The 13074-nt window shown below is 49.1% G+C and carries 12 protein-coding genes; 9 read left to right on the top strand and 3 right to left on the bottom strand.

Annotated elements, in window-relative coordinates; translation table 11 throughout:
- The first annotated feature begins 21 nt into the window (after positions 1–21).
- From CBX96_RS20990 to CBX96_RS20975, 4 genes are all read left to right on the top strand, one after another.
- On the top strand, positions 22–1077 hold the full coding sequence (locus CBX96_RS20990) for an alpha/beta hydrolase (RefSeq protein WP_109287957.1): 1056 nt from the start codon (positions 22–24) through the stop codon (positions 1075–1077).
- Between the two features lie 143 nt (positions 1078–1220).
- Positions 1221–1796 carry an LON peptidase substrate-binding domain-containing protein gene (locus tag CBX96_RS20985; protein ID WP_089066812.1) on the top strand — a complete coding sequence of 192 codons (576 nt, stop codon included), beginning with the start codon at positions 1221–1223 and terminating at the stop codon, positions 1794–1796.
- Positions 1797–1848: 52 nt separating this feature from the next.
- Positions 1849–2796 (top strand): pseudouridine synthase, encoded by a 948-nt coding sequence (locus CBX96_RS20980; protein WP_109287956.1) that lies wholly within the window; start codon positions 1849–1851, stop codon positions 2794–2796.
- A 117-nt stretch (positions 2797–2913) separates the two neighbouring features.
- The gene (locus tag CBX96_RS20975) at positions 2914–3276 is read left to right on the top strand and encodes a hypothetical protein (RefSeq protein WP_109287955.1); all 363 of its coding nucleotides are present in this window, start codon (positions 2914–2916) and stop codon (positions 3274–3276) included.
- Position 3277: 1 nt separating this feature from the next.
- Here CBX96_RS20975 and CBX96_RS20970 read toward each other — a convergent pair whose 3' ends face one another.
- Entirely contained in the window at positions 3278–5125 is a 1848-nt protein-coding gene (locus CBX96_RS20970; protein WP_109287954.1) for an alkaline phosphatase D family protein, read from the bottom strand.
- Between the two features lie 180 nt (positions 5126–5305).
- Here CBX96_RS20970 and CBX96_RS20965 point away from each other — a divergent pair, with 180 nt between their 5' ends.
- The 4 genes from CBX96_RS20965 to CBX96_RS20950 are packed head-to-tail and all read left to right on the top strand — an operon-like array spanning position 5306 to position 8574.
- Positions 5306–6226 carry an SDR family oxidoreductase gene (locus CBX96_RS20965; protein ID WP_109287953.1) on the top strand — a complete coding sequence of 307 codons (921 nt, stop codon included), beginning with the start codon at positions 5306–5308 and terminating at the stop codon, positions 6224–6226.
- Between the two features lie 3 nt (positions 6227–6229).
- Positions 6230–7519: an ATP-binding protein gene (locus CBX96_RS20960; protein ID WP_109287952.1), complete on the top strand. Its 1290-nt coding sequence runs from the start codon at positions 6230–6232 to the stop codon at positions 7517–7519.
- The gene (locus CBX96_RS20955; RefSeq protein WP_109287951.1) at positions 7516–8067 is read left to right on the top strand and encodes a response regulator transcription factor; all 552 of its coding nucleotides are present in this window, start codon (positions 7516–7518) and stop codon (positions 8065–8067) included. Before CBX96_RS20960 ends, CBX96_RS20955 begins: the two co-directional genes overlap by 4 nt.
- 30 nt (positions 8068–8097) lie before the next feature.
- Entirely contained in the window at positions 8098–8574 is a 477-nt protein-coding gene (locus CBX96_RS20950) for a hypothetical protein (protein ID WP_109287950.1), read from the top strand.
- Positions 8575–8638: 64 nt separating this feature from the next.
- Here CBX96_RS20950 and CBX96_RS20945 read toward each other — a convergent pair whose 3' ends face one another.
- The gene (locus CBX96_RS20945; protein WP_109287949.1) at positions 8639–9349 is read right to left on the bottom strand and encodes an SDR family oxidoreductase; all 711 of its coding nucleotides are present in this window, start codon (positions 9347–9349) and stop codon (positions 8639–8641) included.
- 26 nt (positions 9350–9375) lie between these two features.
- On the bottom strand, positions 9376–10953 hold the full coding sequence (locus CBX96_RS20940) for a cryptochrome/photolyase family protein (RefSeq protein ID WP_109287948.1): 1578 nt from the start codon (positions 10951–10953) through the stop codon (positions 9376–9378).
- Positions 10954–11739: 786 nt separating this feature from the next.
- Between CBX96_RS20940 and CBX96_RS20935 the strand changes: the two genes are divergently transcribed.
- Positions 11740–12780: a hypothetical protein gene (locus CBX96_RS20935; protein WP_109287947.1), complete on the top strand. Its 1041-nt coding sequence runs from the start codon at positions 11740–11742 to the stop codon at positions 12778–12780.
- The last annotated feature ends 294 nt before the right edge of the window (positions 12781–13074 follow it).

The following is a 13074-nucleotide window of genomic DNA, read 5'->3' as shown; positions in this document are numbered from 1 at the left end:
GGCACTTTAAGGAGTTAAGTTTTGCCCGCATTACGCTTTCTTGCAGGTCCTACGGCCTTTAACATTATCAGGGAACAAGGTCTGCATCCCGATGCTTTTACACAACTATTGGCCGCATCCGGTGGGCCCAAATGGTTAGGGATTGCGGGTCTTGATAAGTATCTCTTCACGGAATTTTTTAAGCAGCGTAACACACCGCTTTATACCTTAGGGGCGTCGTCTGGGGCGTGGCGTTTAGCCTGTTTGGCACAGCAGGATCCACTACAAGCCTACGGGCGTTTAGAGGATTACTATATTGGCCAGCGGTATGAAACCATACCGACACCGCAGGAAGTGAGCGAGCAGGTAAAGGGCATAGTCCAAGGCATTCTCGGCGAGTCGGGCGGGCGCGAAATAGTGAATCATCCCTTTATCCACAGTCACTTAATTGCATGCCGGGCTAAACATATCAATCGCCTTAGCCATAAATTGCCCTTGGCAGCAGGGCTAGCGATAACGGCCGCGACTAACCTCATTAGCCGCAAAACCTTGGGTTGGCATTTCGAGCGGGTGGTCTTTAGCCAGCAACTGGCATCATCTCCCTTTAAACAACTTGAGGATTTACCCAGCCAGCAGGCGCAGCTCACCGAAACCAATATGAACTCAGTGATGTTAGCGACGGGGTCGATTCCACTCGTGCTCGCACCTGTATCTCAGATTGAGGGCGTTGCTACAGGGCAATACTATGATGGTGGCATCACCGACTACCACTTCGATTTGCCTTTGTCCCATGCCACGGGGTTGACCTTGTACCCACATTTTTATCCCCATATGAGCCCCGGATGGTTCGATAAATCCTTGACCTGGCGCCGAGCGCGCACCAATTACCATAACGCCTTGGTGCTGGCGCCTTCGGCGGAATTTGTGGCTTCGCTACCCTTTGGTAAGGTGCCCGACCGTGAAGACTTTAAGCAATTGGATACGGCGCAGCGGATGCAGTATTGGCGCCGTTCTGTTGCCTTGAGCGAGCGCCTTGCCGATGAATTTGCCGAGGTGTGTGCAAAAGGAAATATCGCTGCACACCTAGCGCCGTTGTAAGGCGAGAGCGGCAAGTCAACCTAAATTCTTTTTTGCTGTCAGCGACTTTAGGAAGGAAATTATTTCTCCTGCTACACTCTAAACTAATAAGGGATGCGGCTAGTTTTTGAGCGTTTCCTTCTATGAGTGGGCAGGAGGTTGCTATGCAAACACGAGAAATGGCGTTAATTATGCGCGATGCCTTGTTGCTGCCACAGGGAAGGATTGAGGTCCGCGTGGTCGAGCCGGGCCAATTACGCATGGTCGCTGAGGTCTTAAAAGGTAAGTACGATTTAGCCTTTGCGGCGATGAAACCCAGTGGTACTCCGCCCTGTTATCCCACAGCCACTCAGTGCGATATCATCGATTTTAATCAACTGGAAGATGACTCCCTCAGCATAGTATTAGAGGGACGTCAGAGAGTCAGTATTCTCTCGGCGGCACAGACGAAAGATAAGTTGTGGATGTCCCGCACTTTGCCCTGCCAAAATTGGCAGGAAGAGCCGATAGAAGGGGAGTTCGAGCTGATCAGTGCCGCCCTAGAGCAATTCTATGAGGTGAACCCAGACTTGCTGGAGCTGTATTCTCAAGTGCATTTAGAGGATGCGGCTTGGGTGAGCCAACGTTGGTTAGAAGTGTTGCCCATGTATAACCGCGATAAGCTAGTGCTGGTGAATCAACCCGACTGCCATAAAACCATGGATTTTGTCCTGCAACTCATCAAGTCCCATGTGGACTGAAAAACCACACAGAGGCTAAAATAGCGGCTCATTATCGCCGCTAGTTGTTTCTATGACTCAAACCGCCCGTGCCGCCCAACCTTCTTTTGTGGTTCTTCCCTTAGAAGTGGTTGATAAACCAACCGTATTTTCTTTTTTGATCGAGCATTATGCCCATATTGGCGAAGCGGTTTGGCGCCAGCGGATCCTCGATGGCAAAGTGCATTGGCAAGATGGCAGCTTGATTGGATTAGATACAGCCTATCGCCCAACGGCGAGGGCTTACTACTACCGTGAAGTTCCCGTCGAAGCACAAGTCCCGTTCGCGTCGCCGATTTTGTTTCAAGATGACAACCTTATCTTGGCCTACAAACCGCATTTTTTACCCGTCACACCCAGCGGCGATTATGTTAATGAGTGCCTAGTACACCGTTTACGCTTAAGCACTGGGATCGACACTATCGCTCCTGCCCATAGGTTAGACCGGGAAACCGCAGGCGTTATTCTGATGACGACTCGCCCCGAGACGCGGCATATTTATCACCAGTTATTTATTGATGATGCGATCCGTAAAGATTATCAAGCGATTGCCAAACTCACCCCAGAGATTATGGCGCAATATGCTAGTGGCGAATTAACCTTGCCATTGCATTGGACGGTGAAAAATCGCATGCAACGCAGCGAGCCGAGTTTCACCATGAAGATAGTCGAAGGTGAGGCAAATACGCACTCTGAGATTCGTTTAGTGGCGATTCATGGGGAGTTTGGTTTATTCGAGTTGAGCCCTATTACGGGCAAGACGCACCAGCTGCGAGTCCATATGTTAAGCCTTGGTATGCCATTATTAAATGACCGCTTTTATCCGACGCTATTACCTAAAGGGCCGGATGATTTTACCAAGCCGTTGCAACTTTTAGCGCAGCGATTACGTTTTGTTGATCCTATCAGTGGTCGCCCGCACGATATTGAATGTGACGGATTAACGCTTAAGTCAGCGGAAAGCATTATTGCCACAGTGTAGAAAGTGGGGGACTGCAAGATGATTGTGTGAGTTTCTCGGCAATGGTAAGAATACAGACTCTGTTATGCTCATGAGCTGTAAGAAGTCTGACGCTGATTGTTTGAGGAACTCAATAGAATGACCAAATCTGCAATCGTTTCAATTTTACTCTGTGCCGCGGTGTTGCTGGGCGCCATGTATTTTGGCGGCTGGACTAAGCATCCCTATGTGCATGAGCTGACGACGGAAATCCGTAAGGCCAGCGCGGTGATCGAGCCGAAGAAACCGAGTGCCGAGGTCACGCATGACGCTGACAATAAAACCGATGTGTCGTTAAAACAGGGCGTTTGGGATCAGATGCACGACGATACTGCGCCGCAAAAACGCCCCGAGTCCCAGTTATTTAAACAAAGTTTGCCTAACCAAGAAGCGGCCGCAAAGCCTGCGGATGCTGGCGCTGGGGCAACCAGTTCAGAAGCGGCAAAACACAACCCTGTTTAAGTTATTCCTGCCTCGGTGGTTCGAACCGAGTCTCTGTCATATCCCCATGTAAAACAGCGATTTTTGTCGGTTCACCATCCTCCGCTAACGCCAATATTCCTATCCCACTGCGGTTGACTAAACGTTTGCTACGCTCGCCATTAGGGCGTCTACCGCGCAATGACAGTCGCTTACGTTTAGTGAATAGGTTTAACGGCGAGAAGTGGCCGTAAAGCCAACCATTGAGCTTGTCGAAAAGCGGCAGTAGTTTCTCGGGGAACTGGTTTTTAATCCCGCTGCAGGTAATTTGATAAATATTCGGGCTGCTACGGCGAAAGCGAATGCTGATGTCATAGGCGAAGGAGTAGTGCACATCCCCCGAGAGGATCACAAATTGCTCTGGGGTTTTGCGATGCATAAAGATACTTAGCAGGGTATTGGCGGCGCCCGGATGTGCCATCCAGTTTTCGGCATCGACCAGCAGTGAGCCGCCCATGAGTGTCGCCATGCGTTGCACGGCTTCAATCACTTTGACCCCAAACATAGGGGCGGGGGAGACGATAATCACCTTGGATTGGCCGAGCAGCGCCTGTTGTAAGTCCATCAAGGCTTCCCAATCCATTAACCCCGAGGGTTTAGCGAGATTGGATTCACTGCGCCAGCGGCGGGTGCGGGTATCTAACACGACCAGCTTAGGTGAAGTGTCTAAGGTGTAATGCCATTGCTCGAATTTGAGTAACTCATCAATCAAGGCGTCCTGAGCTTCTGGCGCTGGGCGGGCGAAAAAAACATCTAATAACGGCCGTACCTCGGCATCAAACTGGCTCGGTGTATTGCCTAACCCTTGGAATAAGGTATAGGCAATCAAAGCATTACCAATAATGCGCTTCGAAAAGGCATGGCCGTAGGCCGCCTGCTCCCACTTGGCGGTGAGGTTCCAATCGTCGGTGATATCATGGTCATCGAACATCATATACACGGGAATATGCGCCATCAGGCGCCTAACCTGTTTTAGCCCCGCCTTAAAGGCCAATAGATTTTGCCATTCGCGCTGCCAACGTAGCTGATTCGCCGCCGAGAGTCCCTCAACCTCCTTGGGCAAGTCGATAAGCTCCCATAATTCGGGTGACCAAGTCAGCAGATACAGAGCAATCATCTCATTGAGGCTGACTAAATGGTTTTCGGCAATCGATGAGGTAAAAATCGGATGATTGATATACCAGCGCCAGAGCGCGGTTTTGGCGGGATATTCGGTGCGTGGCAGCAGATTTTTATGGCGTAAATATAAATGCTCGGGCTGGTAACTTATGGCCTCGCTTCCCGCAATATTGGCGCCGTGGAAGGCTTCATGGTGCAAACCTAGCTTTTCAATCACTTGACCTATGGCGCATAGCATAGGGCCCGCCACATCATCCACATAGACCTGATCGCCGCTGAGCATCAATAGCGCTGGGCGCTCATTCGCACCTTTATCGATAAGCTGGGCGAGTTTAGTATCGGCGGCGACTAAGGCATCTTCACTGTGGTGATGGGGATTGCGGCATGAGCCATGCCATACCTGTGTCAGTGCTTGGCTAAAGTAAAGATGGGGCGAGTTAGCATCGCCATAACTCAACTTTTTAACATGATTAAATAGGTCATCAATCCCCTTGGCCGACACGCGGTATTGGGTAACCACTTGGGGCGTAAGCAGTTCGGGGCGCGACAGGCGAAGTAAATACTGAAAGGCATGCTGACCGAGCGGCACGCTGTGCACTTCTTCCTCTGTTAACGAATAACTCTGTTCCCCTAAGGTAAGCTGTAATTCGCTTAACGGCTCGCGGCTCACAAACCAGAGGGTAAAGTGTGAGGCGTCGCAGTGGCGCAGCATGGGGCCTGCAAGAATGAGGGGAAGTGCGTGAGTCAAATTCAGCCTTTTGGTCGTTAATCGGGTTAAGTGGTACAAACTCGATGAGGTTGAGCACAGGCAAATAAGAGTAAACAAGTGCGTTGAATATGAAAAGCTTTTAGAATTATGAGCCAAATGAATGGCTAAGGATCGCGGGGCAATATGGCAAACATCATGGTAACGGGCGCAACCGGATTACTCGGCAGGGCGGTCGTCAAACAGTTAACCGCCGCGGGTCATAGGGTGATTGCCACAGGTTTTAGCCGTGCCGAGGCGGGGATTCATCGACTCGATTTAACCCAAGCCGCCGAGGTCGAGGCTTTTATTGCCCGTGAACAGCCCGAGGTGATAGTACACTGCGCCGCCGAGCGTCGCCCCGATGTGTCTGAGCGCTCGCCAGAACATGCCTTAGCGCTGAATTTGAGCGCCAGCCAAACCTTAGCCGAGGCCGCCAAAACCCATCACGCTTGGCTGCTGTATATTTCCACCGACTATGTGTTCGATGGCACAACGCCGCCCTATGCCGAAGATGCCGTGCCCAATCCCATCAACTTTTATGGCGAGTCTAAATTGCAGGGCGAAACCTGTGTGCTGAGCATCGACAGCGGTTTTGCGGTGTTACGCTTACCAATCCTCTACGGCGAAGTGACTCAACTGAGCGAGTCTGCGGTATTGGTGTTAATCAACCAATTGCTGGATAGCAGACCGCAGCGGGTCGACCATTGGGCCATTCGTGCGCCAACATCGACGGCGGATATTGCCAATGCCATTGCTAAGCTTATCCAGCGGCAGTTACATGCTGCCGATGTGTCAGGGATTTACCATTTTAGTGCCACGCAAACCATGACTAAGTATCAAATGCTGCTCGGCTTAGGTGAACTGCTGGGGATTGATAGCGCGCATTTACTTCCTGAGCAAACCCCTATGGATAGCGCCAAAAGGCCGCAAGATTGCACCTTAAGTTGTGGGCGTTTAGCCGCCTTGGGGATCTACTCTGAGTTAGCGTTTAAGACAGGGCTAACTCAGGCACTTAGCCAATCCAGCACGGCACTGGCGGCAGTTGGCCTTAAGTTTAAGGATTAAAAAATGGTTAAGATCCTAGGCACAAATTTGCAAGCCGCCGACCAAGTGGCGCTGCTTAGAACCTTAGGCTTATTGCTGCAAATCGGTTTGACGTTATTTGCCGCCGATACTTTTGGCCTGAGTTTGCAAATGGAGCCGCTAGTGCATGTGTTTGTGCTGGAGGTGCTGTATTTGTCGCTCACCTTGGCATTGCGTAAACCCTTGTTTGCGAAAGAGCGTGGCCTGTTTATCGCCCTGAGTCTCGATACCTTGTTTTGGATCTCTTGGCTGTATTTTTCGGGCGGGGCGACCAATGCGTTTATCTCCTTACTGCTATTACCCATTGCGCTCGCCGCCGTGACTCTGCCGATTTGGGCGCCTTGGAGCCTGACGGCGATCTCTACGCTTGCCTATAGCCTGATGATTTTTACCGTGCCAGAGTCGCAAATGCATCACCACGGTATGGATATGAGCTCCCACTACCTCGGCATGTGGTTCAACTTTGTGATTTCGGCGCTGGTATTGACCACGAGCGTGGCCTTGATTGCCAAGCGCATGCGCCGTCAGGACGCGCAACTGGCCTATATGCGTGAGGGGCAGTTAAGACAAGAGCAGTTAGTGGCGCTCGGCACTGTCTCGGCACAAATGGCCCATCAACTGGCGACGCCGCTATCGACACTGCGGTTATTGCTCGACGAATTAAGGGAAGAACAACCCGAACCTTCGATTACTGTTGTTGAAATGGAGACTGCATTAGGTCGCTGCGAACATACCTTGACCGAGCTACGGTTGGCGACTGAGTCGATTCGCGACCGTCGTCAGCGACCACAAAAGATCACCGAGCTGGTGGCCGGATTAAAGCAGAAAACCCAGTTATTGATGCCGCAAACTGAACTCAATTGGTTGATCACCTGCGCACCTAAGCAGTTGGAAGAACAACAGATCTTAACCGATATGAGCTTAACCCCCGCTATTATGGCCTTGATTGAAAATGCCGCCCGCGCCAGCGCCGAAACCTTAGGTGTCGCCCAAGTGGATATCAGTCTCGATAGCGCGCCGAGCGAAGGGCAGATCTATTTGCAGATCCGTGATTATGGCGCGGGTATCGCTCCCTCATTATTGCCACAATTGGGTACCTTATTAATCGAGAGCCCCAAAGGCTTAGGCGTGGCCTTGCTGCTGAGCCATGCCAGCCTAGAACGTTTAGGGGCGGAGTTGATCCTCGCCAATCATCCTCAAGGGGGCACAGTGGCGCAAATTCGTTTTACCCTCTTGCAGCCTAATGCATCGGCCACGACTGCGGAGGCGCTATGAAACGGCTATTGATTATTGAAGACGATCAGGCGCTTGCAGGCGTGCTTGCGCGGCGGTTGACTCGCCATGGTTTCGAATGCCGCTTAAGTCACGATGCCAGTAATGCGCTGCTGGTGGCGCGGGAATTTTGCCCTACCCATATCCTGCTGGATATGAAACTGGCCGAGGCCAATGGCCTGAGCTTAATCGTGCCCCTGCGTAATCTGTTGCCTAAGGTCACCATGGTGTTGCTAACGGGCTACGCCAGCATTGCTACTGCGGTAGAGGCGATTCGCCTCGGCGCGGATAATTATCTTGCCAAACCCGTCGATACCCAAACCTTGTTGGCCGCCTTCGAGGTCAATAGTCAGGCGAGCGCACTGCCCGAGGATGAAATCGATGACTCGCCGCTCAGCCCTAAACGGCTAGAATGGGAGCATATTCAGCAAGTGCTCAATGCCAATCAGGGCAATGTGTCGGCTACCGCCCGCCAACTGGGTATGCACCGCCGTACCTTGCAGCGTAAGTTATTAAAGAAACCCGTGAGTGAAACCGGGCCGCTCAAATAAGGGCAATGCACTTAAGAAAGGAGTCGTCGCATGCGTGAGTATGATGGTATTGAGGTACGTTATCGCAGGCCCGATGCCGATTTAGCCAAAAGCTTGCAAGTGATTGAAAACCTATTGGGCTTTGCCCCCGAACTGCAGCAGTTAGACTTTGATTTATCCTTTTGGGCTGGCGGTGCTGGGGTGCTTGATAAGCTGGCAATCTCCTGCAATGTTTCGCCCGATCAGTGGCAAACACTCAAGCAAAAGCTGGACTTATATTCCCCCGAAGAGATGGTTGCGAGGGATGATTGTCGCGAAGACTTTATCTGGTTAGTCGCCGACGATGAAGAATGCAGTGATATTTTGGCGGCTTCGGCGCAGTTTATTAATGACAATAAGGCGCCGTTTCAAGGGGAATGTGATACATCGCAGTCAATCCACTTTGGTAATATGAGCGATGTGAATACTTGGACGGCTGTATGGGGGCAAGGCAGCCGAATCAATTATGCCTATTTTTGTGAAGGTTAAGAATTGTCAGGGCTAAGCGCTGTCAGTACTGAAAGCTGCCAAGTTTAACTATTGTCAATATTCGCTACCAAGGCAGCTCTACCCCATCGTAGGCCAAAAAGCTGCCCGTTTGTGCTGGTGTGGCATTGGCAATAATTCTCACCAAACATTGGGCGACGTACTCTGGTGTAAACAGCTTTTGTTTGGGCACGTTCTGCTGAAAAGGTTTAGATAATGGCGTATCCGTAGTGCCAGGATGCAGTGACAGCACCACGCAGTGTTTCATGCTTCTTTGCCATTCAATCGATAGCGTTTTGAGGAACATATTCAGCGCAGCTTTTGAGGCGCGATAACTGTACCAGCCACCCAAGCGGTTATCGCTAATGCTGCCGACTTTGGCCGATACCACGGCAAATCTGGCCGACGCACTGCGTTTTAACGTGGGTTCAAAGTGCTTTGCCAACATCATACTGGGCAGCGTGTTTAGCTTGATATTGTGCAGGAAAAAATCCCCATCGAGTGCCTGCACGCTTTTTTCTGGCCCCTTATTCTCTGTGTGTAGCATGCCAATACAGTTGATTAGCCAATCTAATTGGGGAATGTTTTGACTCAGTTGCTTAATCTCCTCCTCAAGGGTGATATCCAGCCGATGCCAGATAACGCCATCGCCTCGCCCTGTATCTGGCTGATGATGTTTATAGGTCGCATAAATAGTGGCCTCGGGATAGGTTTCGCGCAGCTTATTCACCATGGCGTGACCTATACCACCGCTACCGCCTAATACCAAAATATTCATCGCGTTTCTCTCATGCGAATAGGCCTCTATAGGCGTTCAAGTTGCGCGAGATGTTGTTCGGCCGTTGCCAGAATGGCTTGCCTTGCCGTTTCATCGGTTTTATCCCAAGTGCGGTACAGCATGGCGATGCGTGGATTATGGGAGAGCTGTGCGCGGTGTTTATCCATAAAGCGCCAATATAGGCTGTTTAACGGGCAGGCAAGGGCGCCGCTACGTTCTTTTATCTTGTAATGACAACTGCCGCAATAATCACTCATTTTATTGATATAACTGCCGCTCGCGGCATAGGGTTTAGTGCCGACGATGCCGCCATCGGCAAATAGCGCCATGCCGCGAGTATTGGGCATTTCGACCCATTCAATCGCATCCACATACACGCCTAAGTACCATTTATCTACCTCATCGGGGGCGATTTCGGTCAATAAACAAAAGTTGCCAATCACCATTAAGCGTTGAATATGATGGGCATAGGCAAAATCCAGTGACTGAGATAAAGCATGGTGCAGGCAATTCATTCGAGTCTTGCCATGCCAAAAGTAGTCGGGCAGCTTGCGCTTGGCCTCGAGGGCATTAATGTTGGCGTAGTTGGGCATATTCGCCCAATAGATACCGCGCACATATTCACGCCAGCCGAGGATTTGCCGAACAAAGCCTTCGACCTGAGCTATCTCTATAAAAGGGTTGGCATGATAGTGCTCAATCACCGCATTGATCACTTCTAATGAGCTGATAAGTTTGGCATTTAGGCTAAAGGATAACCTACTGTGATACAGGCTCCACTGTGCTGGATGTTGCTGAGTCATCGCATCCTGAAAGCGGCCAAAGGCGGGCAGGCAGTACTCACAAAAATACTGAAGTAATTCGAGGCTTTGTATGCGGTTTATCGGCCAGAGTAAACGCGTATCCGCCTTGCCCATAGTATTAATCCCATGGCGTTGAAGACGCTCGAGAATGTCTTCCACATTGTGGCCAAACATCAAGGGGGTTGGGAGCGATTTGATATCTTGGGATTTAAGCTTTTGCCTGTTGTTGGCATCAAAATTCCACTGTCCGCCAACGGGCTTGCCATCTGTCATTAAGATATTGAATCTTTTGCGCATTCGCCGATAAAAATGCTCCATCAGCCTGTGTCGCCCTTGGGGAAATTCCCTATCAATTTCATCAAAGGGGAATAAAAAGTGCTCGGTATCGACGCAATTCACAACGGCGTTGGCCAACTTCAACTGGCTTAATTGCGCGAGGAGTCGATATTCGTCAGGCCGTTGATATTCAAACTTAATTGCCCCCGTTTCGGCGACAAAACACTCTAGCAATGCGTTGAGGTCGGTAAAGCCTTGGGTATCGTCGAGGGTGAGGTAACGCACTTGATGCCCTGCAGCACCAAGCTCGCTGGCAAACTGCGCCATGGCACTAAAGAACGCGCAAATCTTTTGCACATGATGCGTCACATAGGTGTTTTCTTGATGCAATTCTGCAATTAAATACAGCACCTTGGGATCGACTTGCTGATACCAAGTATGCTGGGCATTAAGCTGATCGCCTAAAATCAGCCTAACCGTATGGAAGTGTTGTAATTGCTGCTGTGATTGCTGCCGTAATTGCATTAGGTGGACTCTGGTGGATGGTATTTGCAATTGAGGATTACGATGATATGGATGGTTGGGATCAATCTGAAGATTGCTTTATGAGGGTAGTTTTATCGCTGTGATTTGGGATTGGTTAACTGATTTGAATATCGAATCGGCTGAAGTGATGTAAAAGCAAAATCAAAATCAAAGTCAAAGTCAAAGTCAAAGTCAAAGTCGTGGGGCTTCACCCCACACCCGACCAAGGAGGACTGCTCGTCCTATCCTCCTTGGATTCTCCAAGACGCCCCTAGCGAAGTTACATGCATTAGTTACTGGCTTCGTGCTTATTCGAAAATCGCTAACGCTTCCGATGGGGCGTCCCTTCCCCCCGAAAGCTACGCAGACGTCCTGTCTGCGTCACGCGATTTTCTTCAACGCCCTTCAGCAACTTCGCAGGGGAAGGTGAACTCCTTCAGCTTTTTGTATTGTTTGCAAGTCATGCAAAGCAAACCGAGTAATGCTTACTGCCACATCTAGAAATTTAACAATGGGTGGCTCGTTAAATTGCCGCGTATTTACAAAGAGCACTAACACTCTATCTTTCTAAAATTTAAAATGGGTGCTCAATAAAACTCTTTATACCCCTCATTCCAGCCATATTAACCAGAGTAGGTTGTAGGCAGGCTTAAAGTACATTATGTTGTTGATCTAAAATGAATGGCTGGTTTTTGTTTCGATTTAAATTTCTGCAACTCAACGTAGCATCCTGCTGATGTTAGTTTGCGAATTAACAACTAAATAATTAAAAATTAAGGATGTTTTATGGCTTTATCTCTTCAAGCATATGAAGTGACGAATGAAGTAAGTTTTCTTGACTTAGCCAATCGAGTGTTATTACAAAATGAGGATTTCCCTGCAAAACTCACTTTTACTGGCTGGCCAAACATTAAGGTCAATGTAAAAGGTCAGAGATATGAAAACTCATTACCTAGCTCGTTAATGGAAGGATTCTTAACGCTGCAGGACGAATTATATAGGGCGTTCTGTATCGTAAAGTACAACACTCCGAGTACAATCTACATGACTCGGGCAGAAAAAGACGCATTAGAACTGGTGTTTTGTATCACCAAAGGTTCAACTGATGCGAGCGCTCCTGCAGATGGTTTTTTTAATAGTCTTTTGGATACAGCGGGTAACGTGATGAGCAATATGGATAGCCGTCATAAAATGGCAGTATTGGTTGCAATTGTTCTTGCAGCAGGGGGTACCTATGCCTTTAAAACACATACTGATGTCGAATTAGAAAAAATTAGAGCTGACAAAGACATTCAAATTGCCGCGCACAAAATTGAGTCTGATAAGCTACACGCTAACACTGTAGATAAAGCTATTGATGCTTTACGAGAAAAGGTAAGAATTGCCGCTAATCAAGAAGCTGGCGAGAAAGGCGCTGAGATTGCTAAGCACGTAAATGAAGGTTATACGGCGGTTGTACGTAGTGCACAAGATGCTGAAACCATTACAGTAAAAAACACTATATTAGATAAAGAAGCCATTCAATCAATTGCCAGACAGCCTAAGCCAGAGCGCAATCGCTCCAATATTACGCAAGAATACTTTATTGAAGGGGCTAAACGTAATAAAGGCTATATCAGTTTTAATGTTACCGATGCTAAAACAGGGCAACGTTTTACTATGAAAGTTGACTCGCACCAACATAATACCGATGAAATTAATGTTCTATTTGAGTCACTTAAGACTGCAAAGCCTGTACAAGTAAAGGTGGATGCCCATTATCTTAATGGCAAAATTGAAGGCGCACGATTTATTGCACTCGCAACCAATAACCCTACTAAATCTTAACACAAACGAGATCGCCTACTTTTAATCTAGTTTATCTAGACACCCATTGTTAAATTTTGCAATACCGATGACTCTTTTGGTATTTACAGCAAACACGGATGTTACAGAAGTTCACCTTCCCCTGCGAAGTTGCCGTGGGGCGTTGGAATAAATTGCGTGAGTCCGGTCATGGATAATGGAATGGACCCATCCACTTTAAATCGGCCTCGCAATGGGCCACGATGTAGTCGCTAAAACTCATCAGAAAGAGGACGGGTCCACCTATGAAGATTACTACAATCGGTTTAGATATCG

Source organism: Shewanella sp. BC20 (assembly GCF_003129585.1).
GTDB classification, from domain to species: Bacteria; Pseudomonadota; Gammaproteobacteria; order Enterobacterales; family Shewanellaceae; genus Shewanella; species Shewanella seohaensis.
Note: the sequence above shows the minus strand (reverse complement) of the source record. Positions and strands in the feature narration are given on the sequence as shown.

Coding starts and splice junctions, on each gene's coding strand:
- CBX96_RS20940 (WP_109287948.1), bottom strand. CDS start 10,953: ATGCAATTACGGCAGCAATCACAGCAGCAATTACAACACTTCCATACG.
- CBX96_RS20975 (WP_109287955.1), top strand. CDS start 2,914: ATGACCAAATCTGCAATCGTTTCAATTTTACTCTGTGCCGCGGTGTTG.
- CBX96_RS20980 (WP_109287956.1), top strand. CDS start 1,849: ATGACTCAAACCGCCCGTGCCGCCCAACCTTCTTTTGTGGTTCTTCCC.
- CBX96_RS20945 (WP_109287949.1), bottom strand. CDS start 9,349: ATGAATATTTTGGTATTAGGCGGTAGCGGTGGTATAGGTCACGCCATG.
- CBX96_RS20985 (WP_089066812.1), top strand. CDS start 1,221: ATGCAAACACGAGAAATGGCGTTAATTATGCGCGATGCCTTGTTGCTG.
- CBX96_RS20950 (WP_109287950.1), top strand. CDS start 8,098: ATGCGTGAGTATGATGGTATTGAGGTACGTTATCGCAGGCCCGATGCC.
- CBX96_RS20970 (WP_109287954.1), bottom strand. CDS start 5,125: ATGCTGCGCCACTGCGACGCCTCACACTTTACCCTCTGGTTTGTGAGC.
- CBX96_RS20935 (WP_109287947.1), top strand. CDS start 11,740: ATGGCTTTATCTCTTCAAGCATATGAAGTGACGAATGAAGTAAGTTTT.
- CBX96_RS20960 (WP_109287952.1), top strand. CDS start 6,230: ATGGTTAAGATCCTAGGCACAAATTTGCAAGCCGCCGACCAAGTGGCG.
- CBX96_RS20955 (WP_109287951.1), top strand. CDS start 7,516: ATGAAACGGCTATTGATTATTGAAGACGATCAGGCGCTTGCAGGCGTG.
- CBX96_RS20965 (WP_109287953.1), top strand. CDS start 5,306: ATGGCAAACATCATGGTAACGGGCGCAACCGGATTACTCGGCAGGGCG.